26 protein-coding genes are annotated in these 23,004 nt (G+C 60.6%); 16 read left to right on the top strand and 10 right to left on the bottom strand.

The features are described 5' to 3' along the window. Positions 1–5: 5 nt before the first annotated feature. Positions 6–1,367, top strand: a complete 1,362-nt coding sequence (locus K3819_RS07560; protein ID WP_039772526.1) for an HlyD family type I secretion periplasmic adaptor subunit — start codon at positions 6–8, stop codon at positions 1,365–1,367. 122 nt (positions 1,368–1,489) lie between these two features. Here the strand turns inward: K3819_RS07560 and K3819_RS07555 are convergent, their stop codons facing one another. Continuing rightward, the gene (locus K3819_RS07555; protein WP_085611570.1) at positions 1,490–2,086 is read right to left on the bottom strand and encodes a tRNA-uridine aminocarboxypropyltransferase; all 597 of its coding nucleotides are present in this window, start codon (positions 2,084–2,086) and stop codon (positions 1,490–1,492) included. 5 nt (positions 2,087–2,091) lie between these two features. Beyond that, the gene (locus tag K3819_RS07550; protein WP_039772530.1) at positions 2,092–2,985 is read right to left on the bottom strand and encodes a LysR family transcriptional regulator; all 894 of its coding nucleotides are present in this window, start codon (positions 2,983–2,985) and stop codon (positions 2,092–2,094) included. A gap of 307 nt (positions 2,986–3,292) precedes the next feature. Here K3819_RS07550 and speB point away from each other — a divergent pair, with 307 nt between their 5' ends. The 6 genes from speB (at position 3,293) to K3819_RS07520 (ending at position 8,800) form a co-directional block, all read left to right on the top strand. Beyond that, positions 3,293–4,243, top strand: coding sequence for an agmatinase (gene speB, locus K3819_RS07545; RefSeq protein ID WP_003222717.1), 951 nt, complete (start codon positions 3,293–3,295; stop codon positions 4,241–4,243). 10 nt (positions 4,244–4,253) lie between these two features. Continuing rightward, a complete protein-coding gene (locus K3819_RS07540) occupies positions 4,254–4,676 on the top strand; it encodes a nuclear transport factor 2 family protein (protein WP_007956584.1) in 423 nt (140 codons plus the stop codon). Between the two features lie 55 nt (positions 4,677–4,731). After that, the gene (locus K3819_RS07535; RefSeq protein ID WP_221398953.1) at positions 4,732–6,243 is read left to right on the top strand and encodes a cytosine permease; all 1,512 of its coding nucleotides are present in this window, start codon (positions 4,732–4,734) and stop codon (positions 6,241–6,243) included. 76 nt (positions 6,244–6,319) lie between these two features. Beyond that, positions 6,320–7,699, top strand: a complete 1,380-nt coding sequence (locus K3819_RS07530; protein ID WP_039772536.1) for a sodium:solute symporter — start codon at positions 6,320–6,322, stop codon at positions 7,697–7,699. Between the two features lie 82 nt (positions 7,700–7,781). Beyond that, entirely contained in the window at positions 7,782–8,507 is a 726-nt protein-coding gene (locus K3819_RS07525) for an MBL fold metallo-hydrolase (protein WP_221398952.1), read from the top strand. A gap of 44 nt (positions 8,508–8,551) precedes the next feature. After that, on the top strand, positions 8,552–8,800 hold the full coding sequence (locus tag K3819_RS07520) for a phosphopantetheine-containing protein (protein WP_039772540.1): 249 nt from the start codon (positions 8,552–8,554) through the stop codon (positions 8,798–8,800). A 93-nt stretch (positions 8,801–8,893) separates the two neighbouring features. Here the strand turns inward: K3819_RS07520 and K3819_RS29375 are convergent, their stop codons facing one another. Together K3819_RS29375 and ptrR are read right to left on the bottom strand one after the other, a co-directional pair. Then, positions 8,894–9,022 (bottom strand): PA1414 family protein, encoded by a 129-nt coding sequence (locus K3819_RS29375; RefSeq protein WP_003184145.1) that lies wholly within the window; start codon positions 9,020–9,022, stop codon positions 8,894–8,896. 142 nt (positions 9,023–9,164) lie between these two features. After that, on the bottom strand, positions 9,165–10,058 hold the full coding sequence (ptrR, locus tag K3819_RS07515; protein WP_221398951.1) for a putrescine utilization regulator PtrR: 894 nt from the start codon (positions 10,056–10,058) through the stop codon (positions 9,165–9,167). Positions 10,059–10,162: 104 nt separating this feature from the next. Between ptrR and K3819_RS07510 the strand changes: the two genes are divergently transcribed. Then, positions 10,163–11,344, top strand: coding sequence for an MFS transporter (locus K3819_RS07510; RefSeq protein WP_085611572.1), 1,182 nt, complete (start codon positions 10,163–10,165; stop codon positions 11,342–11,344). Here K3819_RS07510 and K3819_RS07505 read toward each other — a convergent pair. The 3 genes from K3819_RS07505 to K3819_RS07495 form a co-directional block, all read right to left on the bottom strand. After that, on the bottom strand, positions 11,289–12,221 hold the full coding sequence (locus K3819_RS07505; RefSeq protein ID WP_221398950.1) for a DMT family transporter: 933 nt from the start codon (positions 12,219–12,221) through the stop codon (positions 11,289–11,291). The two genes, K3819_RS07510 and K3819_RS07505, sit on opposite strands and share 56 nt — an antisense overlap. Positions 12,222–12,516: 295 nt before the next feature. Further along, positions 12,517–12,921 (bottom strand): DUF2177 family protein, encoded by a 405-nt coding sequence (locus K3819_RS07500; protein WP_221398949.1) that lies wholly within the window; start codon positions 12,919–12,921, stop codon positions 12,517–12,519. A gap of 44 nt (positions 12,922–12,965) precedes the next feature. Then, complete coding sequence (locus tag K3819_RS07495) at positions 12,966–13,802, bottom strand: S1 RNA-binding domain-containing protein (protein WP_074691138.1); 837 nt, start codon at positions 13,800–13,802, stop codon at positions 12,966–12,968. 351 nt (positions 13,803–14,153) lie between these two features. Here K3819_RS07495 and K3819_RS07490 point away from each other — a divergent pair, with 351 nt between their 5' ends. The 3 genes from K3819_RS07490 (at position 14,154) to K3819_RS07480 (ending at position 16,223) form a co-directional block, all read left to right on the top strand. Next, positions 14,154–14,342, top strand: a complete 189-nt coding sequence (locus K3819_RS07490) for a hypothetical protein (protein ID WP_170844885.1) — start codon at positions 14,154–14,156, stop codon at positions 14,340–14,342. 217 nt (positions 14,343–14,559) lie between these two features. Continuing rightward, positions 14,560–15,276: a TorF family putative porin gene (locus K3819_RS07485; RefSeq protein ID WP_221398948.1), complete on the top strand. Its 717-nt coding sequence runs from the start codon at positions 14,560–14,562 to the stop codon at positions 15,274–15,276. Positions 15,277–15,353: 77 nt separating this feature from the next. Next, positions 15,354–16,223, top strand: coding sequence for a DUF6279 family lipoprotein (locus K3819_RS07480; protein ID WP_221398947.1), 870 nt, complete (start codon positions 15,354–15,356; stop codon positions 16,221–16,223). Positions 16,224–16,285: 62 nt separating this feature from the next. Here the strand turns inward: K3819_RS07480 and K3819_RS07475 are convergent, their stop codons facing one another. Further along, a complete protein-coding gene (locus tag K3819_RS07475; protein WP_039772548.1) occupies positions 16,286–16,678 on the bottom strand; it encodes a hypothetical protein in 393 nt (130 codons plus the stop codon). Between the two features lie 176 nt (positions 16,679–16,854). Between K3819_RS07475 and K3819_RS07470 the strand changes: the two genes are divergently transcribed. The 4 genes from K3819_RS07470 to K3819_RS07455 all read left to right on the top strand — a co-directional run bounded on the left by K3819_RS07470 (position 16,855) and on the right by K3819_RS07455 (position 19,390). After that, positions 16,855–17,589 (top strand): thioredoxin family protein, encoded by a 735-nt coding sequence (locus K3819_RS07470; RefSeq protein ID WP_221398946.1) that lies wholly within the window; start codon positions 16,855–16,857, stop codon positions 17,587–17,589. Positions 17,590–17,669: 80 nt separating this feature from the next. After that, positions 17,670–17,945 carry a hypothetical protein gene (locus tag K3819_RS07465; RefSeq protein WP_085611576.1) on the top strand — a complete coding sequence of 92 codons (276 nt, stop codon included), beginning with the start codon at positions 17,670–17,672 and terminating at the stop codon, positions 17,943–17,945. A gap of 249 nt (positions 17,946–18,194) precedes the next feature. Then, positions 18,195–18,794, top strand: a complete 600-nt coding sequence (locus K3819_RS07460; protein ID WP_221398945.1) for a papain-like cysteine protease family protein — start codon at positions 18,195–18,197, stop codon at positions 18,792–18,794. Then, complete coding sequence (locus K3819_RS07455) at positions 18,791–19,390, top strand: hypothetical protein (RefSeq protein ID WP_221398944.1); 600 nt, start codon at positions 18,791–18,793, stop codon at positions 19,388–19,390. Before K3819_RS07460 ends, K3819_RS07455 begins: the two co-directional genes overlap by 4 nt. A gap of 62 nt (positions 19,391–19,452) precedes the next feature. On the opposite strand, the gene K3819_RS07450 is transcribed toward K3819_RS07455, so the two are convergent. Beyond that, positions 19,453–20,793: a DEAD/DEAH box helicase gene (locus tag K3819_RS07450; RefSeq protein WP_011332966.1), complete on the bottom strand. Its 1,341-nt coding sequence runs from the start codon at positions 20,791–20,793 to the stop codon at positions 19,453–19,455. Between the two features lie 191 nt (positions 20,794–20,984). On the opposite strand from K3819_RS07450, the gene K3819_RS07445 reads away from it, so the two are divergent. Beyond that, the gene (locus K3819_RS07445; protein WP_064594211.1) at positions 20,985–22,283 is read left to right on the top strand and encodes a mechanosensitive ion channel family protein; all 1,299 of its coding nucleotides are present in this window, start codon (positions 20,985–20,987) and stop codon (positions 22,281–22,283) included. A 64-nt stretch (positions 22,284–22,347) separates the two neighbouring features. On the opposite strand, the gene K3819_RS07440 is transcribed toward K3819_RS07445, so the two are convergent. Then, positions 22,348–22,989 (bottom strand): hydrolase, encoded by a 642-nt coding sequence (locus K3819_RS07440; RefSeq protein ID WP_007956548.1) that lies wholly within the window; start codon positions 22,987–22,989, stop codon positions 22,348–22,350. Positions 22,990–23,004 lie beyond the last annotated feature (15 nt).

Raw genomic sequence — 23,004 nt, 5'->3', positions numbered from 1 at the left:
ACCCCATGTCGGCTTCCTCACCTTCAAAACCCCGCGGTTATTTCGACAGCTTCGGTAAAAGCGCCGAAGCCGAATTCATGCCGGAAACCGCCGGCGCCTCGCTGCAGGATTCGCCACGCTGGTCGCGCATCACCGTGTGGCTGGCGGCGGCGCTGCTGATCAGTGCGCTGGTCTGGGCCAAGTTCGCGGTGTTGCAGGAAGTGACCATGGGCGAAGGCAAGGCGATTCCGTCGAGCAAGGTCCAGGTGATCCAGAACCTCGAAGGCGGGATCGTCACCGAGATCTTCGTGCGCGAAGGACAAATGGTCGATAAGGGCGACAAACTGCTGCGCCTGGACGACACGCGGTTTCTGTCGAACAAGGGTGAGAGCGAGGCCGATCGTTATGCCTTGACCGCGCAGGTCGAACGCTTGTCCGCTGAAGCCGAAGGCCGGCCGTTCAAGCTCTCGGACGAAGTGATCGCCAAGGCGCCGCAAGTGGCCGAGGACGAGCGTTCACTGTACGAACAACGGCAGCGGCGGCTGGCCAGCGAACAGAGAACTCTCAGCGAACAGCTGCGGCAGAAGACTCAGGAGCTGGCGGAGTTTCGCTCGAAACAGGGGCAATACAGTTCGAGCCTGGCGCTGGTCAATCAGGAAATGAACATGTCCGAACCGCTGGTCAAGACCGGTGCCGTGTCACCGGTGGAGATCCTGCGGCTCAAGCGCAGTGCCGTGGAAATCCGCGGTTCCCTGAACGCCACGACCCTGGCCATTCCCCGCGCCGAATCGGCCATCGCCGAGATCCGCAGCAAGATCGACGAATCGGAACAGACCTTCCGCTCCGAAGCGGCCAAGGAGCTCAACGAGAAACGCACCGACCTGTCGAAAATCACCGCGTCGAGCATCGCCATCGACGACCGTGTCAGCCGCACCACCGTGACTTCGCCGGTGCATGGGGTGATCAAGCAAATGAAGGTCAACACCATCGGCGGCGTGGTGCAGCCGGGCAGTGACATGGTGGAAATCGTGCCGCTGGAAGACAACCTGCTGATCGAAGCCAAGGTCCGCCCTCAGGACGTGGCGTTCCTGCATCCGGGCCAGAAAGCCATGGTCAAGTTCAGCGCCTACGACTACACGATCTACGGCGGGCTGAGCGCGAAGCTTGAGCTGATCGGCGCCGATACGATTACCGATGACAAGGGCAACAGCTTTTACCTGATCCAGGTGCGCACCGACAAAAACCATCTGGGCGGGGATGTGAAACCGCTGCTGATCATTCCGGGGATGGTGGCGACGGTGGACATCATTACCGGGGAGAAAAGCGTGCTGGATTACCTGCTCAAACCGGTGCTGAAAGCCCGGACCGAGGCGATGCGCGAACGCTAGTGATGATCCGGACTTTGCGGTGAATAATCTGACCCCTTCGCGAGCAAGCCCGCTCCCACATTTGGAATGCGTTCTCCCTGTGGGAGCGGGCTTGCTCGCGAAGAGTCCGGCATTACCAACACCTATCTTTCGCCATGATTCTTCTTAAAGGTCTCCTCGCCCATCGCCGCAATCTGCCCCTCGATCAGCGCTTCAAACGGCCTGAGCAACGGCTCAAACGAGGCCGGCGCCTCCAGCGTCTGCAACGCCTGCACAATCGCCTCAATCGTCGACAACGCCCCCGGCCCCGGTGCCTTGCGCAGCCGATACCGGGAAACCCCGCCCTCGGCCAGCGTCACCCGTGGCAACGCCGCCAGCAAGGGATTGAGGTGCAGCATCTTGCGCGCCTTGCGCCATGTGCCATCCGGCACCACCAGCAACAGCGGTTCATCGGACGCGGCGTAAGCCTGCATCGGCTGCGCATCATCCGCCGGGAACAACAACCGTGCCCGATACCCCGGCCGGTTCAGCAGCGCGGGCAAATCCTCGAACACTTCGCCGACAATCAGCTCGGCATTGTTCAACCCGAGCGCTGCCAGCCGTGCGGTGTTGAGCGCGTGATTGACCTCGCTCGGGTGCTGCAACAGCAACACCCGAGTGCGGCTGTCGAGGCTGGGGATCAGCGGGCACAGGCAATGAGTTTGTGGGCGCAGGCAGCGCGGGCATTGGGGTCTGGACATGTTCTTTATGCCTGATTGAGCTGCGCTTTGAGCAGATCGCGGAAGGTCTGGATCAGCGGCTCGCGGCTGCGGCCACGGCGCATGATCATGGAAAACGGCGCCTGATAGCCGAAGGTTGCCGGCAGCAGCACCCGCAGGTCGCCCTTGTCGGCCCAGGCCTGGGCGTAGTGCTCCGGCAGGTAACCGATGTAGGCCCCGGACAGCACCAGTATCAGCTGCGCTTCCATACTTTCCACGGTCGCGGCGCTGTGTTTGAAACCGTGACGGGCCAGTTCGGCCTGGCTCCAGTAACCGCGTCCGACCATGCGTTGCTGGGTGATGACCTGTTCGGGAATCCGCCGTTCGTTGAACAGCGGGTGCCTGTTGCTGCAATACAGCCAGTGCTGCTCGCGGTACAGCGGCATGTACACCAGACCGCTCATGCGCGTGGAGAACGCGCCGATGGCCAGGTCGAGGCGGTTGTCCTGCACGCCGAGTTGCAGCTCATACGGGCTCATCACCGATAAATGCAAATGCACTGCCGGGTGTTCCTGGCTGTAGGCGCCGATGGCTTCGGCGAACGGCAGGGCCTTGTCGCTGACCGTGGAGTCGATCACCCCGAGGTTGAGGGTGCCGCGCAGTTCGCCCTTGAGCGCGGCGGCGTATTGCTCGAAACCTTCAAGCTCCGCGAGCAGGCGCAGAGTTTCCTGATGGAACAGCTCGCCCTTGCTGGTCAGGCTGAAACCGCCGCGCCCGCGATGGCACAGCACCAGACCCAGCGCGGCTTCGAGCTGGCTCATGTAGGTGCTGATCGCCGAGGTCGACAGGTTGAGTTCCTGCTGCGCGTTGGCAAACCCCTGATGACGCACGACGCTGACGAAGATGCGCAACAGTTTCAGGTCGGGTAAAGCGTTGGCCATGTCTACTCCAAGGATCGTTCCCACGCTCTGCGTGGGAATGCCGCCCGTGACGCTCTGCGTCACCTGCGATTACGGCTGGACGCGGAGCGTCCGTGGATACATTCCCACGCAGACGGTACGACGCCTCGACGTGGGAACGAGCACGTGGGGAAGTCTGGCATTAGTTTAGAAATTTCTGAACTAAGTATTTGCCCGTAGCGATTCTTCCGCCCCACTACATTTCGCAGAATCGGCCCACAGCGGTGCCCGTGACCTTGCGAATACGGCGTGCCGACATAAATAAAACAAAGACGATGAGGCCCTACCCGTGGACAAGATTCTTCACCAACCACTGGGCGGCAACGAAATGCCGCGCTTCGGCGGCATCGCCACCATGCTCCGACTCCCCCATGTACCGACCGCTGCCGGTCTGGACGCCGCTTTCGTTGGCGTGCCGCTGGACATCGGTACTTCGCTGCGCCCCGGCACCCGCTTCGGGCCGCGCGACATCCGCACCGAATCGGTGATGATCCGCCCGTACAACATGGCCACCGGCGCTGCGCCGTTCGACTCGCTGTCGGTTGCCGACATCGGTGACGTGGCGATCAACACCTTCAACCTGCTCGACGCCGTGCGCATCATTGAAGAAGCCTACGACAACATCCTCGAGCACAACGTGATCCCGATGACCCTGGGTGGCGACCACACCATCACCCTGCCGATCCTGCGTGCGATCCACAAAAAGCACGGCAAGGTCGGTCTGGTGCACATCGATGCCCACGCTGACGTCAACGATCACATGTTCGGCGAGAAGATCGCCCACGGTACGACCTTCCGCCGTGCGGTCGAGGAAGGTCTTCTGGACTGCGACCGTGTGGTGCAGATCGGTCTGCGGGCGCAGGGTTACACCGCCGACGACTTCAACTGGAGCCGCGATCAGGGCTTCCGCGTGGTGCAGGCCGAAGAGTGCTGGCACAAGTCGCTGGCGCCGCTGATGGCCGAAGTGCGCGAGAAAGTCGGTGGCGGCCCGGTGTACCTGAGCTTTGACATCGACGGCATCGACCCGGCTTGGGCGCCAGGCACCGGCACCCCGGAAATCGGTGGTCTGACGACCATTCAGGCGATTGAAATCGTTCGCGGCTGCCAGGGCCTCGACCTGATCGGCTGCGATCTGGTAGAAGTCTCGCCCGCTTATGACACCACCGGCAACACCTCGCTGCTGGCCGCCAATCTGCTGTACGAAATGCTCTGCGTACTGCCGGGCGTGGTCCACCGCTGAGGGTCGGGTCATGAACGAACGTGATCAGGTTCTGAAAGCGGCCGCCGATCTGGTGTCCGCCTTCGCCCGCAACGATCGCGAAGCCTACTTCGGCGCGTTCAGCGCCGATGCGAGCTTTGTGTTCTACACCCTCGAACAGCCCCTGCTGTCGCGCGATGCCTATCAGGCGTTGTGGGACAGCTGGCGCGCCGAGGATGGCTTCGAGGTGCTGTCCTGCACCTCGAGCAACGCCTTCGTCAGCCTGCAGGGTGACGTGGCGATTTTCATCCATGACGTGGCCACCGAGCTGCGCATGCAAGGGGAGCAACACTTCAGCCAGGAGCGCGAGACGATTGTTTTCAGAAAACAAGCGTCGAGCCTAGAACAACAAGGCCATTGGCTGGCCTGCCACGAACATTTGTCCGCAATGCCGGAAGGGCTGCCATCCCCTTAGCCAAGACAGGTGACGCTCACGCACGATGAGCGCGCCTTTATGATCGGAGCAGATCATGAATAACAACAACAAAGACCAAAGCCTTACGCAGATTGAAACCCACGGGGTCGAACAGATCCCGGACAACGAACGCACCGCCGGTCCCGTGGACTTGTTCCGCATGATCTTTGGCGGCGCGAATACCTTTGCCACCGCCGTGCTCGGCAGTTTCCCGGTGCTGTTCGGCCTGTCCTTTCAGGCGGGCGTCTGGGCGATTGTCTCGGGCGTGCTGCTCGGCTCGCTGATCCTTGCACCGATGGGCCTGTTTGGCCCGCTCAACGGCACCAACAATGCCGTGTCGTCCGGTGCGCACTTCGGCGTGCACGGGCGGATCGTCGGTTCGTTCCTGTCGCTGTTGACCGCCATCGCCTTCTTCTCGCTCTCGGTGTGGAGTTCGGGAGATGCGTTGATCGGTGGTGCGAAACGCCTGATCGGCCTGCCGGAAACCGACCTGACCCTGGGCCTGGCCTACGGTCTGTTCGCGATTCTGGTGCTGACCGTGTGCATCTACGGCTTCCGCTTTTTGCTGTGGGTGAACAAGGTCGCAGTGTGGAGCGCGAGCCTGCTGTTCCTGCTGGGCATCTTCGCTTTCGCCGGCCCGTTCGATGCGCACTACGCCGGCACCGTCAGCCTCGGCCAGCCAGGCTTCTGGGCCGCGTTCATCGGCGCCGCACTGGTGGCCATGAGCAACCCGATTTCCTTCGGTGCGTTCCTCGGCGACTGGGCCCGCTACATCCCGCGTGAAACCTCGCGCCAGCGGATCATGGCGGCGGTGGTTCTGTCGCAGATCGCCACCTTCATCCCGTTCCTGTTCGGCCTGACCACCGCGACCATCGTGGCGATCCAGGCGCCGGACTACATCGCGGCCAACAACTACGTCGGCGGTCTGCTGGCGGTGTCGCCGAGCTGGTTCTTCCTGCCGGTGTGCCTGATTGCGGTGATCGGCGGCATGTCCACCGGCACCACGTCGCTGTATGGCACCGGGCTGGACATGTCGAGCGTGTTCCCGCGTCTGCTTTCACGGGTCAAGGCGACGTTGCTGATCGGCGTGCTGTCGATTGCCTTCATCTTCATCGGGCGCTTTGCGGCGAATCTGGTGCAGAGCGTGTCGACCTTCGCGGTGCTGATCATCACCTGCACCACCCCGTGGATGGTGATCATGATCATCGGCCTGGTGGTGCGTCGCGGCTTCTACTGCCCGGACGACCTGCAAGTGTTCACGCGCGGCGAGCAAGGCGGACGCTACTGGTTCAGCCACGGCTGGAACTGGCGCGGCCTGGGCGCGTGGATCCCGAGCGCGGCGGTCGGCCTGTGCTTCGTCAATCTGCCGGGGCAGTTCGTCGGCCCGCTCGGTGAACTGGCCGGCGGCATCGACATCAGCCTGCTGGTGACCCTCGGTCTGGCCTCGGTGATGTACCTGATGCTGCTGAGCCTGTTCCCGGAGCCGGCGCTGGTCTACGGCCCGAAGGATCCCCGCAGCAAAGGCGTCCATGCGCCGGCTGAAGCGGCGCTGCGTCAGGCTGCCTGATCAACCCTGTGGGAGCGGGCAGCCTCATAGAACCAATTTGTTTCACCATAAAAAAGACAATCGGAGACACGCCATCATGGCTTTGGATTTATTCGTCGTCCTCATCTACGCCGCCGGCATGCTCTTGCTCGGCTACTTCGGCATGCGCAAGGCCAAGACCAACGAGGACTTCCTGGTGGCCGGGCGTAACCTCGGCCCGAGCCTGTACATGGGCACCATGGCTGCGACCGTTCTCGGCGGCGCGTCCACCGTCGGCACTGTGCGCCTGGGCTACGTGCACGGCATTTCCGGTTTCTGGCTGTGCGCGGCACTGGGTTGCGGCATCGTTGCGCTGAACCTGTTCCTGGCCAAGCCGCTGCTGAAACTGAAGATCTACACCGTTACCCAGGTCCTGGAAAAACGCTATAACCCGATGGCCCGCTCGGCGAGCGCGGCGATCATGCTGGCCTACGCGCTGATGATCGGCGTGACCTCGATCCTCGCCATCGGCACCGTGCTGCAAGTGCTGTTCGGCCTGCCGTTCTGGATCTCGGTACTGCTCGGCGGTGGCGTGGTGGTGATCTACTCGGCCATCGGCGGCATGTGGTCGCTGACCCTGACCGACATCGTCCAGTTCATCATCAAGACCGTCGGCCTGATGTTCATCCTCCTGCCAATCTGCCTGTACCGCGTCGGCGGCTGGGACGAACTGGTGCTGAAACTGCCGGCCACCGCCTTCAGCTTCACCACTATCGGCTGGGACACGATCATCACCTACTTCATGATCTACTTCTTCGGCATCCTGATCGGTCAGGACATCTGGCAACGGGTGTTCACCGTCAAGAACGAAAAAGTGGCTCAGTACGCCGGTAGCTTCGCAGGCATCTACTGCATCCTTTACGGTCTGGCCTGTGCCCTGATCGGCATGGCGGCGCACGTGCTGATCCCGGATCTGGACAACGTCAACAACGCCTTCGCCGCGATCGTCAAACTGTCGCTGCCGGATGGCATTCGTGGCCTGGTGATCGCTGCTGCCCTGGCCGCGATGATGTCCACCGCCAGCGCCGGCCTGCTCGCCGCTGCCACCACCCTGACCGAAGACCTGCTGCCGAAACTGCGTGGCGGCAAACAGTCGAGCCTGGGGGTAAACCGCCTGTTCACCCTGCTGACCGGTGTCGTGGTGCTGGGCATCGCGCTGGTGGTCAACGACGTGATCAGCGCCCTGACCCTCGCGTACAACCTGTTGGTGGGCGGCATGCTGATCCCGCTGATCGGTGCGATCTTCTGGAAACGCGCCACCACCGCCGGCGCCATCGCCAGCATGGGCCTGGGCTTCGCCACCGCCCTGCTGTTCATGTTCAAGGATGGTCTGGATGCCAACACGCCGATCTACTACAGCCTGGCTGTGGGTCTGGTGAGTTTTGTGGTGGTCAGCCTGATGTCCCGCCGCCCAAACGTGGTGGCCAGCGCGATCTAAGCTGAAGCGGTAGCAACAACTTTCTTCGGCGGGTGTGGCGTCGGTTGCCACACCCGTTTTTTTCGTCTGGAGAAAATGCTTGATGAAGATTGTTTCTCGCGATCAGTGGTTCGAAGTGCAAAGCCTGAGCGACGGCATTCGGCTGATTCACGAGCCGTTCATCCGCCCGTTCTACCGCTGCAACCTGTGGCACGTTCAGGGCCGGGACAAGGATCTGTTGCTCGACAGCGGTTCCGGGCTGGTCAGCCTGCGCGAGCAACTGCCGTGGCTGACCGAGCGGCCGCTGGTGGCGGTGGCCAGTCATTGCCATTTCGACCACATCGCCGGGCATCACGAATTTGCCGAACGGCTGGTGCATCCCGCCGAGGCGGACATTCTGGCAGCGCCGGATGGCGAGAACGATCTGAGCCGGGCCTTCGTCGGCGACGACATGTTCGAAGCGCACCCGGATTGCCCGTTGTGCTACGCCGAATATCGGGTCAAGGCGGCGCCGGCCACTGGTTTTGTCGAGGACGGCGATGTGCTGGACCTGGGCAATCGCACGCTGCAGGTGCTGCACACGCCGGGGCATTCACCGGGCGGGATCAGCCTCTATGAAGCGGCCAGCGAAACCCTGTTCAGCGGCGACATCATTTACGACGGGCCGTTGATCGAAGACGCCTACCATTCCAACCTCGACGACTACGCCGCCAGCCTGCGGCGCTTGCAGGGGCTGAAGATCCGCACGGTGCATGGCGGGCACTTCGGCAGTTTTTCCGGGGCGCATTTGCGCGGGATGATTGACGAATGGTTGCGCCGGCACGCCTGAGGCCTGCTGTACTTCAGTCAGATCAACCACAATAAATATCTGCCATGAGAAGAGCTGCCGTGCGCGCTGCCGTGCACCGATTCATCCTGCGCCTGCTGGAAAATCGTGAATTCGACGACCACACCAGCCTCGCGCAACTGGGGCTGGAAAAAGCGGATATCGAGGATCTGATCTTCCATCTGGAAGATGAATTCGGGCTGACGGCCTTCACCGCCGAAGAGGACCGGATGCTCAAGACTGCGAAAACCGTGAATGACCTGAGCCGGTTTCTGATGGAAATCGGGCGTCACTGAAAACAAAAGATCGCACCCGGCCGCCACTCCATGGAGCGACGGCCGGGTGCGATCTTTTGGCGTTTAAATCCTTTGATCCTTCAAAGCGGGGCATTACCGCCGACGTGGCTGACGCCGACGCTGTTCGTCATCGGTGCGAATCGGGACCGGTTGCAGAGGCGGTTCGATCAAGCCGAGGGCAACACCCAAATCGTGCAGCCAGTTTTGAATTTTCTCTTTCATCGTCATGCCCCCTTCAGGGTGGTGCTGAGCGTCCGGAATTCTGAGGCCGCTTCGCACTGATAATAGTCCGAAGTCCTACGCAATGCTCGGCCAAATCCGCAATGATCTGTTACTGAATTGATCCAAATCCCTGACCGTTCGTTCAAGCCGTTTCCCGCACGTCCTCGCCAGCCACGGGATAGAGCGCCTGCTGCTGTTCAATCCACGCGTTGAGGTTGGCACCGACCATGCCCCGACGCCACATGAGCCATGTTGTCGCACTGGCAAAAGGTTCGGCCAGCGGATGCACCGCCACGCTTTCGCGCCCCGGCAGGCTGGCGAGCATCGACTCCGACATCAGCGCCACACCGCTGCCGGCAATCACACAGGCGAGCATGCCCTGATAGGACTCGATCTCCATCGCCCGACCCATCACCGCCTGATAGTGGGCGAACCACGCTTCCAGCCGTGCGCGATAGGCGCAGCCATGGCGGAAGGTGAACACTGCCCGCCCTTCGACATCCTTGGCGCTGCGCACCGGCGGGTGATCGGCCTCGCTGATCAGCACCAGTCGCTCGTTGCACAACGGCACACCGTCAATCCCGGCCAGTTGCGGCGGGCCGTCCACCAGCGCGGCGTCGAGGCGCCCGGTGAGCAGGCCTTCGAGCAACTCGCCACTGGGTCCGGACTGCACCTGAAGATTCACCGCCGGATATTGCTTGTGATAGCGCGCCAGCAGCGCCGGCAAATGGATCGCGGCGGTGCTGTACAGCGTGCCGAGCACGAAATCCCCCGCCGGCTGCCCGCCCATCACCGCCGCGCTGGCCTGATCGCGCAGGGCGAACAGTTTGCCGGTGTAGTCCAGCAGGACTTTTCCCGCAGGCGACAATTGCAAACGCTGACGCTCACGGACGAACAGTTCGACACCCAGTTGCTCCTCCAGCTGTTTAAGCCGGGTCGACAGGTTCGACGGCACGCGGTGCAAACGTTCGGCGGCGCGGGTGATCGAGCCCTCCTCCGCCACGGCCTGGAAGATCCGCAATTGGCTGAACTCCACAACCTTTCTCCTGAACAGAACAAGTTACTCACTATTATTCAATTTTAAAGAAAGTCAATCAGTCCTAGCCTGACGGTCATTGATCCTCCAACGGAATTCAGACCATGTCACCGCTGATTCGCTTATCCGCCTGTTTCATCGCCCTGATGATGGCCATGGGCATCGGGCGTTTCGCCCTCACCCCGCAACTGCCGCACCTGCTCAGCGAAGGCCAGATCGACCTGACCGCCGCCGGTCTGATTGCGGCGGCTAACTACCTCGGTTATTTGCTCGGTGCGGTGGATGCGATGTTTTCCCGGCGGCCGGATCAGGTGCAGCGGCGCCTGCATGGTGGCTTGTGGTTGTGTGTGTTGCTGACCCTGGCGTCGTTCTGGGCCAACGGTTTCTGGTCGCATCTGTTGCTGCGGTTCGGCACCGGAGTGGCCAGCGCCTGGGTGCTGGTGATGATTACTGCGTTGAGTCAGCCGCTGGCTGCGGCGGCGGGTCGTCCACGGTTGGGGGCGCTGGTGTTTGCCGGGCCGGGATTGGGGATTTTTCTGACGGGGCTGTTGGCGCTGTTCTCACATCTGGCGCAGCAGACTTCCGCCACCTTGTGGCTGATCTATGCCGCCGTGGCGCTGGTGATGCTGCTGGGGATCGTGCGGATCCTGCCGCAACCGGGTGTCGGTGTGCCGGTCGCACCGACTGCGGTCGGTTCGTCAAATCGTGGCATTGGACGTTTGGCGCTGGTGTATGCCTTGTACGGCGTGGGCTACATCATTCCGGCCACATTCCTGTCGCAGATGGCCAACGCGCAGTTCCACGGGCAATGGCAGGCGGATCTGTTCTGGCCGTGCTTCGGCCTCGGCGCCGCGATTGGTGTGCTGCTGGTGAGTTTGCGTCGGCACGATCCGGAAACCACCCGGCACTGGTTGATGGCGACTTTGTGGCTGCAGGCTGCGGGAGTTTTCGCTTGCCTGCTGGGCAGCGGCCTCGGTCTGGCACTGGGTGTGATCCTGTGCGGCACGCCGTTCCTGGCCTGCATGCAACTGGTGATGCAACGCTCCCGGGAACTGGCACCCCACGCCACCCAGCGCAACGCCGGCCTGCTCACCGCATGCTTCGCCGTCGGTCAGCTCAGCGGGCCGTTGCTGGCGGCGGTCAGCAGCCACTTCAGCGGTGGCCTGCAACCGGCGCTGGTGATCGCCGGCAGCGGCCTGCTGATTGCCGGCGGTCTGGCGTGCAAATCCGTTACGGCTGGCCGAGGGCTTTGCGCAAACGCCGACGCACCCACTGTTCCGCGCTGACGAAGGTGATGCCGAGCAACACCAGCACGGCACCGATGATGAAGTTCAGGCTCAGTTCTTCGCCGAGCAGCACCACGCCGAAGGTCACGCCAAACAACGGCGTCATGAAGGAAAACACCGCAAGGTTGGCCGCCAGATAACGGCGCAGCAGCCAGAACCAGGTCAGGTAACTGAAGAAAGACACCACCAGCCCCTGGAACAGCACGCTGCCCACCGCCACGGCGGTCAGGCTGACGTGGGTGATCTGGCCGCTGAGCAGTGCGATCAGCAACAGGCCGATGAAACCGACAATCAACTGGTAGAACAGGGTCAGGGTCACCGGCGCCTCCGACAGACGCGAAGCGCGCACCACCACGGTGGTCGCGCCCCAACTGGCACCGGCCAGCACGCCGAGAGCATCGCCCATCAACATGCGGCGGTCGAGGTTGTCCCACGACACGCCACCGGCAAACGCCACGGCAATCCCGACGAACGCCATGAAGATCCCCAGCCATTGCACCGGTCTTAGACGCTCGCTCGGCAACAGAAAATGCACGCCCAGCGCAGTGAAGATCGGCGCGGTGTAGAGGAACACCGACATGTGCGCCGCCGTGGTCAACTGCAAGCCTTCGGAGATGAACAGGAACTCCAGACCGAACAAGGCACCGGCCAGCAAGCCGCCGCGCCAGGTAGCACCGACCTGATCCCAGCCACCCTTCCAGCAGATGAGCAGTCCTACCAGCAACGCGGAAATTCCCGACCGCCCCGCCGCCTGCATCACCGGCGCAATGTCGGTCGCCGCCCACTTGATCATCACCTGCTGCACGCCCCAGATCAGGCACAGGCCGATCATCACTTGCAGGGCAAACCCGTCGGCACTGCGCCGACTGGCGCTCACCTCGACACCTCGAACACACACGACATGGCAGTTTTTCCAATGGTCAAACAAAGCCCCGGCTCTTTGTCCGGGGCGAAAAATAGTGAGTGGATTATTAACCAGTCAGCCAGAAAAAGCCGACTGGAAAAGACATTTGATTCTCCTGAAACGTCAGTGGTGATTGGCTGACGGCTGCGCCGTCAATCGCTGGCAAGCCAGCTCCCACAAAGTCCGTGTCGTGCTCGGGTTTGCAGAACCTCCACATCACCTGTGGGAGCTGGCTTGCCAGCGATGGCGTCAGTTCAGGCGACCGAAATCAACGGACTGATCTACCAACCCGGCTGGTCACAAAAAATCCGACCATACAGGCCAGCGCCGTGGCAAACGTCCCCCAGGCCCAATCCATCAGAGACACCTGCGCCGACCAGCCGCGCAACGTCGCCCAGTTGGTCAGGTCATAGGTGCCATAAGCCACCAGCCCGAGCAGCGCGCCCATGCGGGCGGCGCGTTGCCAGGTCAGCGACGGCAGCACCACAAACACCACACAGCCGATAACGTACAGGCAATAAAAAACCGCTGCCGGCACCAGCAACGGTTTTTCGAGCATCAGCGAACCGAGCAGTTCGCGATAGGTCGGCGCCATCAACACGCCGAGCCAGAGCCCGTCGAGCAGAAGAAACGCCAGCAGTGTGGCAACGTAGGCAATCAACGCTTTTTTCATCTGCCGATCTCAAGTAAGCCCATGCAACATGGGCCACGCAAGACTCAGGTTAGTTCAATGCGATCGGCATGAATGACGATCTGACCGTTCTTGTACAACGAACCGATGGCCTTCTTGAAGTTGCCCTTGCTGACACCGAACAGGCTGCTGATCAGTGCCGGATCGCTCTTGTCGCTGACGGCCAGGGTGCCATCGTTTTCGCGCAACTTGGCGAGGATCTTCGAGTTGAGGCTGCTGGCCGCTTCCTGCCCCACCGGTTGCAGGCTCAGGCTGATCTTGCCATCGGCGCGCACTTCCTTGATGAAGCCTTTCTCGCGCATGCCGGCCCGCATGAACTTGAAGATTTCATTCTTGTGAATCAGACCCCAATGCTTGTTGTTGATGATCGCCTTGAAGCCCATGTCGGTGGCTTCGGCGACCAGCAGATCAACTTCCTGCCCAGCGCTATAGTTGGCCGGGGTCTTGTCCAGATAACGATCCAGGCGCGCGGTGGCGGTGATGCGGCGGGTGTGCTTGTCGAGGTAGACATGCACCACGCAGTACTCGCCGGCGGTCAACTGGCGTTTTTCTTCGGAGTAAGGCAGCAGCAGATCCTTCGGCAGGCCCCAATCAAGGAACACACCGATGCTGTTGACTTCAACAACTTTCAAACTGGCAAATTCACCGACCTGAACTTTTGGTTTTTCAGTGGTGGCAATAAGTTTGTCATCACTGTCCAGATAAATGAAAACATTGAGCCAGTCTTCATCTTCGCTGGGAATATCTTTGGGGATATAACGGTTGGGCAAAAGAATTTCGCCGTCGGCACCGCCGTCCAGATATAAACCGAAGTTAGTGTGTTTAACCACTTGCAAACTGTTGTAACGCCCGACTAAAGCCATTTCCAATACCCTCATTGCGTGGGCGGCATTCTACCCGGTTTTGCCGTGCTGGTTGGCCGTCCGATCGGCCGGCCGCGCGAAAATCTGTGGGAAGCCTTGATTTTCCTGGATTTCGCGTTGGATGGGCGCCGCTCGTCAGGCCAGCGTGACGGCTTTCACGCGATCCCGGCAGCGCCGAACATCATGGAATCGTCTAAATGTTGTTATTTAAAACAGCAGGTTAGCTGGGTATTTCGAATAATTAATCACGAATAATCCACCTGCCCACTGGGTTATTCCGGGGGATATTTACCAAGCAATTGTCAAGTTATTCCTGTACGATGCCTGGCCGAGTTACTTTTCTACAGGTTAATGGCCGCCATGCGTGTAAAAGCATCCTCCAGCAAAGCAAAGCCAGCTCCAGCCGTTGAAACCAGCGAATCGATCAACGATCAGATCGCGGCATTCCTCAAGTCCGGCGGCGAAATCCAGCAAATTGCCAAGGGCGTCAGCGGCCAGACGTTCGGCCCGTCCAAGCAGATCAGCCTGGGCAAGAAGTAACACCCCCGCAGCACACCAGTCCAAAGGCGCTTTGAGTTTCGAAGCGTCTGGACCGGATCCCTCGCAAGACCTCTCTCGCGTTTAATCAAACATTCAAAACAGCAGAAATCGACGAACGGCCCTCGATGCCGATCATTCGCCGGTATCCTTGCACGCGTCTGGATCAAGCGTTTCAGCAGGCTTTATCGCCCTGCGCTCGCTGCTCAAGGAGTGACGCATGCTCAAATCATCCTGTTTATTGCTTGTAGGCCTGTTGGCGAGCACGGCCGCGCACGCGCAGATTTTCCAGCGTGAACTCGGTGAGTTCGACCTCAAGCTCGGCACCACGCCCAGCCGCAGCATGGCCCAGGGGCTGGTCAAACCTTCGGCAGTCGGCTCGTTCCACGGCGGCCTGGATCTTAGCCATGACAGCGGCCTGTATGTTGGCCAGTACGCACCGAGCATGGGCCTCACGCCGGGGAAGAATCTCGAAATCGACTCCTACGTCGGTTTTAAACAACCTTTCGATCAGACCCTCGGCTACGAAGTCGGGATGATCCATTACAGCTACCCCAAGGTCGACACCCTCGACAGCCAGGAACTGTTCGGTGGCCTGACCCTGCTCGGCAGCCGGATCGGCATCGCCCTGAGCAACGATCCGGATAAACAGAACAACACCCTGTTTGCCGACCTGGGCGGCAATCAGCCGTTCGGCATAGGGATCAGCATGAAATACACCACCCATCAGCTCAACACGCCGGTCTCGGTGGACGGGGGTTATGTCAGCAGTTTTACCGATTGGTCGGTGAAACTTTCCCGGCCGTTCATGGGCATCGACCTCGACCTGATCTACAGCAATTCGAGCCTCAGCGGCAGCGATTGCTCGGCCTATTCCGGGCATAACAGTCAGTGTGACGGGCTGGTCACGCTCAAGGCCGAACGCCCGTTCTTTTAATGGGCTGAACTGCCGGGGCCATCCTGTGTTCACATGAGAATCAGACCCTCAAGGCTGGCTTTCGCAAGGACTCGCCCATGTCTAGCTGGTTCAAACGCATCGCGATTCTACTGATCCTGACCCTTGCCCTCGGCGCCTGCAGCCGTGTCGGCCTGGCTTATCGCAACCTCGACGTGATCATTCCGTGGACGCTCAGCGACTACCTGGACATGAACGGCGAGCAAAAGGACTGGTTCAACGAGCGACTCAAGGAACACTTGAACTGGCATTGCACCACGCAATTGCCGGGTTATCTCGATTGGCTGGATCGCCTGCAAACCATGGTCGAGACCAATCAGGTCACCGACGCAGCGCTCCAGGCCCGCACCGCAGAAGCCAAGCAGGCGATCGCCGAAACCGCCCGGGAAATCACCCCGTCGGCGATTGAATTGCTGCAAGGGCTGGATGATCGGCAGGTCGCTGAAATGAACGACGCCTTTGCCAAGGATCTGCAAAAGCGCCAGCAGGAATACCTCAAGCCACCACTGGCGCAGCAGATTGCCGAACGAGGCGCGCGCATGGACAAGCGTCTCAACGATTGGCTCGGCCCGTTGAGCGCCAAGCAGGAACAGCGCGTGATGGCCTGGTCGACTTCCCTGGGCGATCAGAACACCCAATGGATCGCCAACCGTGCCCACTGGCAGAAGCAGTTCAGCGCGGCAGTCGCGCAACGCAAAAGTCCTGAATTCCCACAACGGATCGAGACCCTTCTGGTCAATCGCGAGCGTTTATGGACCCCGGATTACCAAAAGGCCTACGCCAATACCGAGGCGCAGGCCCGTTCGCTGTTCGTCGATCTGATGGCAGAGAGCACGCCGCAGCAAAGGCAGCGCCTGTTGAAAAAAATCGAGGGGGTGCGCAAGGACTTCAATGATTTGAAGTGCCTGAAGGCTGCGCAAAAAAGCTGAGATCACTGAAAAACCCATGTGGGAGCGAGCAAGATCGCTCCCACATTTTTTTGTGCAAAGGCTCAGGCAATCTGCGCCTTGGAGGCCACCTCATCGAATGTCAGCTCATCCAGCGCATCTTCCTGCTCATCGAGCACCTGACGCGGATGATCGTTGCCGGGAATGCTGCTGTCGATCAGGCTCAACAGGCTGGAGCCACGCGGGGTCAGGCTGAAGTTGTTGCCGGTACTGCCTTCATCTTCGCCACGGGGCTCGATGTAGCCGCGCTCCAGCAGCAGCTTTTCGTAGTCGCAGGCGAGCGTTTTCAGGTGATCCAGATTCTCGATCGGCTCGCCCGCTGCCGCTTTTTCTGCCGCATAGTCTTCGGCGAATGACCGTGGCGCGAAGCTGTGGCCCGCGCCGTTCTGCACTTCATGCAGCAGGCGCTCAATCAAATCCCAGTTATAAGTCGTCATCCTGATTCAACCTCCGGTGCGCGTGATTTTTTGGCGCGTTCACAGGTTGTGACCGGAGCGCTGCGTCAGCGTTCAGGATTATTCCGCGCCCCGACCGACCGGCGGTCTGTCGATTTCGCGGGGTGTTGAACGACTAGTCTGAGACAGACGGTTTCAACCCCGCAGGAGAAATCATCATGAACGTTGAGAATCATCCGGTGGTGTCGCGCGAAGCATGGCTCGCCGCCCGCAAGCAGCATCTGGCCGATGAAAAGGCCTTCACCAGGGAACGCGACCGTCTCAGCGCCAAACGCCGCGCCCTGCCTTGGGTGAAGGTCGACAAGGATTACCGCTTCATGGGCCCGAACGGCGAATTGAAACTTGCCGACCTGTTCGGCAAACACAGCCAGCTCGTCGTTTACCACTTCATGTTCGCCAAGGGCTGGGAGGAAGGCTGCCCGGGCTGTTCATTCCTCAGCGACCACATCGACGGCGCCAACCAACACCTGGCCCATCACGATATTGCGCTGGTGGCGGTGTCCCACGCACCGTTCGCCGAATTCCAGGCCTTCAAGCGCCGGATGGGCTGGACATTCGACTGGGTGTCGTCGGACGGCTGCGATTTCAACTACGACTTTGGCGTGTGTGCTCGCGCTGAGGATGTCGAAGCAGGCAAGGCTACGTACAACTACGAAAAGACCGACAGCGCCGAGGAAGAAATGCCCGGGCTGAGCGTGTTCTATCGCGCTGACAACGGCGAGATTTTCCACACCTACTCAACCTATGCCCGCGGCCTGGACATGCTGGTCGGCGCCTACAACTACCTCGACCTCACGCCCAAGGGCCGGAACGAGGACGAGATCATGGAATGGGTGCGGCATCATGACCGCTACGACGGCGCCGCAAAATCCGGTTGCTGCCATGGAGACTGAGCCGCTAACACACTGAACTTTTCACGGTTGAAAACCCTCAACCGGTTAACCCGCCTTAACCGGAACTGAGGCCTGCTCCCATGAAAACCCTGCTCAAGCTCACCCTCGCCGCCACGCTTGCCTGCGCCCTGCCCGTCTGGGCCTGTACGCCGGAAGAAGCCACCGCCAAACGCGACCAACTGGCCAAGGAAGTCGCGAAGCTCACCGAGCAAAACCCGACCAAGGCCAAGGAGATCAACGCCGAGTTGCAGAAAATGGACCTGGGCACTGCCTCCGCCGACCTCCCGGACAAATGCCAGTTGATCGATCAGCGCTTAAAGGAACTGGGTTCGGCGGAGAAGAAAACCGAGGGATAACACCCGCTCAGACAACGGCAGGCTTTGGCATCGATCGGGCTGGATCGATACCAAAGCCTGCTTCCTTCTGTTCGGAAATTTGCATTAGTGCATTTTGTTATTTGCACAAATGCATATTCACACCTAGGGTTACCCCGAGCCTGATCGGAGCCGGCCATCGGAGATGGCAACCCTTACCCACCGATCGCTCGGTAGTACCGTTATCCCGCAAACGCGGAACGTTTGTTTTCATTCATGGAGGATTGAAAAATGTTAACCACTGAAACAACGGCATTCACCGGCAACACCCTGCCCGAATGTCTGATCAGCCATCTGCTCGACCCGCAACTGGTCGAGGTCGAGGCGGCTGTACAACAACGCGCCCTCGCGGCCGCCAGCCTGAACTTCACGATGCAGCAACAGACCCAGACCAACTGGTGCTGGGCCGCCGCTTCCGCCTCGGTCGGCAATTATTACGGCACCGGGTCCTGGACCCAATGCGCCGTTGCCAGCGCCGCACTGGACCGCAACTGCTGCAATCAACCGGGGCCGTGCAACGTCTACGGCTATCTGGACGTTGCGCTGAAGATCACCCGCAGTTTCAACGGTATGAATTCGGGCTCGCTGCAAATGTCGGCCATCCAGAACCAGATCAACATGGGCCGCCCGATCGGCCTGCGTTGCGCCTGGTACGGCGGCGGTGCGCACTTTCTGGCGATCTACGGCACCAACGGCAATTACGTGCTGGTTGCGGATTCGATCTACGGCTATTCGACCCGCGCCCTGAACTCGTTCCCCGGTTCCTACAACGGCGGCGGCAACTGGACCCACACCTACTTCACGGCGAAAAACCAGGGGGCGGCATCATGAAACTGACTTATCCAAAGGCGCCTTCCAACGGCGTGCAGACTTTGCGTCCGGCCCTGCAGGCCGCGTTGCAGACCCAGGGCTTTGGCGTCAATCGCCAGTTCGCCAGCGCCGCGCCCGCCGGGATCAGCCTCAGCGAGGCCTATCGCGGCTACTCGCTCAGTCTGGACGACTTGAGCCAGGGCAAAGGCCTGAAGAATGCCCGAGCGGGCGACTGGCATTATCTGGTGTTCTCCGGCGGGGTGTCGATTGCCGATGCGCAATTGGCCGAAGTACGTGGTCACGTCGAGTTCGCCTCGCTGAACCACGGCAACCTGGCGGCCGCCACGGTTGATGCGTTGAAACTGGCAGAGCAAACGCCACAGCTGAAGGGCAAAACCGTTGAGCTGCGGATGCTGTTTGTGTCGGCGCTGCACCTTGTGGCGATCTGGCTGCATGCGGCGGACGAAGACGTTTTGATCCCGATCGACCCAACGCCAAAAGAGCTGGCACTGACCGGGCTGTACAGCGAGGCCGCCCTGCTCGCACAGCTCAAACCGGCAGCCGATCAGGCCAAGCGGCGCTTTGATGCCGACACCACTGGCCTGCTGGGCAGCTAATAAACGCTGGCAATAAAAAACCCGGACCATGTCCGGGTTTTTCTTTGTCTGCCTGAAACGGCTTACTCAGCCGCTGGCGCTGCCGGTTTGCGGCGTTTCAGTGGGGCCATGCCGTCGCTGCTCACCAGAGCGTCCGGTTTCGGACGGTTGGCGCTCTTGCGCTTGGTCGGGGTTTTGGCGGCAGTTTTCTTCTTGTCGCCCTTGGCGTCGGTCTTTTTCTTCTTCACGCCGACGGCTTTGCCCGAGGCCTTGACCTTTTTCGGTCCGCCGTAGGTGCCTTTGACTTCCTTGATGGTGCGGCGCTCGAAGCTCTGCTTCAGATAACGCTCGATGCTCGACATCAGGTTCCAGTCGCCGTGGCAGATCAGCGAGATCGCCAGACCGTCGTTGCCGGCACGGCCGGTACGACCGATGCGGTGCACGTATTCGTCGCCGCTGCGTGGCATGTCGAAGTTAATCACCAGATCCAGGCCGTCAACGTCCAGGCCACGGGCCGCCACGTCGGTGGCCACCAGAATCTTCACGCCGCCCTGCTTCAGACGGTCGATCGCCAGCTTGCGATCTTTCTGGTCTTTCTCCCCGTGCAGCACGAACGCCTTGTATTCCTGGGCGACGAGGCGACCGTAGATACGGTCGGCCATGGCCCGGGTGTTGGTGAAGACGATGGCCTTCTGATAAGTCTCGTTGGCCAGCAGCCAGTTGACGATCTGTTCTTTGTGCTGATTGTGGTCGGCGGTGATGATTTGCTGACGGGTGGTGTCGTTCAGCTGGCTGACTGCGTTGAGCTGCAGGTGCTCGGGATTGTTCAGCACCTTGGCGATCATCTCGCGCAGGCCGGAACCGCCGGTGGTGGCGGAGAACAGCATGGTCTGCTGACGGTTCGGGCATTCGTCGACCAGACGCTGCACGTCTTCGGCGAAACCCATGTCGAGCATACGGTCGGCTTCGTCGAGCACCAGCACTTCGACTTCTTTCAGGTCGAGGTTGCCGGCGTTCAATTGCTCGATCATCCGGCCCGGGGTGCCGATCAGGATGTCCGGCACCTTGCGCAGCATGGCGGCCTGGACCTTGAAGTCTTCACCGCCGGTGATCAGGCCGGACTTGATGAAAGTAAACTGCGAAAAGCGTTCGACTTCCTTCAGGGTCTGCTGGGCCAGCTCGCGGGTCGGCAGCAGGATCAGGGTCTTGATGCTGACGCGAACCTTGGCCGGGCCGATCAGGCGGTTGAGGATCGGCAAAACAAAAGCGGCGGTCTTGCCGCTACCGGTTTGCGCCGTCACCCGCAGGTCACGCCCCTGAAGCGCCAGCGGAATGGCCGCGGCTTGCACAGGCGTTGGCTCGACAAATTTCAGCTCGGCCACGGCTTTGAGCAGGCGTTCGTGCAGGGCGAATTGGGAAAACACGGGTGCTACCTCGAAGATATGCAAAAAATCAGCTGCATAGGTTACCGGTTTCGAGCGCTCAGGCCGAGTTTCTTTGTGAAATCCACGGTAATCAGTGGCTTTTTTGTTGCTCGATTTGTCTCCAACGGTAATACACAGCGTCTTAAATGCTCTAATCGCCCGTCGCGTCTTACAGAAGAATCGTTTCGCTCATGGATTTCAAACAGCTCTGGCTCAACGCCCAAGACCTCTGGGGTGCCCTCGATCAGCACCCGCTCCTGCACGCCGGCCTGGCGCTGCTCCTGTTGTTGGTGATCGCGCTGGTCCTCGGACGAGTGGCGCGCTACCTCATCCTGCATGCCAGCCGCATGCTCGGTCGCCAGCCCGCGTTGCACTGGATCAACGACTTTCGCCATAACAAGGTGTTTCAGCGTCTGGCGCAGATGACGCCATCGCTGGTGATCCAGTTCGGCCTGCACCTGGTGCCGGAACTGAGCAAGACCGCCATGGTGTTCCTCGGCAACGTGGCCCTGGCGTTCACCATTCTGTTCCTGCTGCTGTCGGTCAGCGCCCTGCTCAACGCACTGCTGGACATCTACGCCCGCACCGAACACGCCCGCACCCGCTCGATCAAGGGTTATGTGCAACTGGCGAAAATGGTCCTGTACGTGTTCGGCGCGATCATCATCGTCGCCACCCTGATCGACCGTTCGCCGCTGTTGCTGCTGTCGGGTCTGGGTGCGATGTCGGCGGTGATTCTGTTGGTCTACAAGGACACCCTGCTGTCGTTCGTCGCCAGCGTGCAACTGACCAGCAACGACATGCTGCGGGTCGGCGACTGGATCGAAATGCCGCAGGTCGGCGCCGATGGCGATGTGGTCGACATCACCCTGCACACGGTCAAGGTGCAGAATTTCGACAAGACCATCGTCTCGATCCCGACCTGGCGCCTGATGTCCGAATCGTTCAGAAACTGGCGCGGCATGCAGCAGTCCGGCGGGCGGCGGATCAAGCGCAGCCTGTTCATCGACGCCAGCGGTGTGCGGTTCATCCGCGACGACGAAGAAGAAAAACTCTCCCAGGTGCACCTGCTGACCGCCTACATGGGCCGCAAGAAAGCCGAGCTCAAGGCCTGGAACGAGGCGCAGGGCAACGTCGCGGCGATGTCGGCCAACCGCCGGCGCATGACCAACATCGGCACCTTCCGCGCCTATGCCTTGGCTTACTTGAAGAGTCACCCGGAGATCCAGCCGAACATGACCTGCATGGTCCGCCAGATGCAGACCACCGCCCAGGGCATCCCGCTGGAAATCTACTGCTTTACCACCACCACGGTGTGGGCCGATTACGAGCGGATCCAGGGGGATATTTTCGATTACCTGCTGGCGGTGCTGCCGGAGTTCGGGTTGAGTCTGTATCAGCAGCCGAGTGGTGGGGATCTGCGTTCCGGGATATTGCCGGCAGTCCTTGGCGCGAGCCATATTCCGGAAGCCGAAAAACATCTGATGTAACGCTTTCTTCAAACGCAAAAAAAGACGCAACCCCGGTTGCGTCTTTTTTTGTCCCGCCGATGTATCAGGCCTGCCGCTGCGGCGCCTTGTGCACCATGGTGTAGGCGTAATCGACGCCCATGCCGTACGCTCCGCTGTGTTCCAGCACCAGGTCCATCACTGCCTGATAAGTGTCTTTGTGCGCCCAGTCACGCTGGTACTCGAGCAGCACTTGCTGCCAGGTCACCGGTACTGCGCCCGCCTGAATCATCCGCTGTACCGACATGTCGTGGGCTTCTTTGGTAGTGCCGCCGGACGCGTCGGTGACGATGTACACCTCGTAGCCTTCAGCCAGGGCTTCCAGGGCCGGAAAGGTCAGGCAGACCTCGGTCCACAGCGCGGCGATAATCAGCTTTTTGCGCCCGGTGGCCTTCACGGCGTCAACCAGCGCCTTGTCTTCCCAGGAGTTCATCGAGGTGCGCTCGATCGGTTTCTGCTCAGGGTGTACTGCCAGCAATTCCGGCCAGATGTAGCCGCTGAAGCTTTCGGTTTCGACCGAGGTGTAAATGGTCGGCACGTTGAAGATCTTGGCAGCCTTGGCCAGGCCAACGGTGTTGTTCTTCAGGGTCTGACGGTCGATCGACTGTACGCCGAAAGCCATTTGCGGCTGGTGGTCGATCAGGATCAGGGCGGAGTTGGTTGGGTTCAGCAGTTCACGGATAGACATGGCGCGTTCCTTTTG

This window comes from Pseudomonas sp. 3-2 (assembly GCF_019710535.1).
Classification (GTDB): domain Bacteria; phylum Pseudomonadota; class Gammaproteobacteria; order Pseudomonadales; family Pseudomonadaceae; genus Aquipseudomonas; species Aquipseudomonas pharyngis.
The sequence above is the reverse complement of the archived record's forward strand: the minus strand, read 5'-3'. Positions and strand labels throughout refer to the sequence as shown.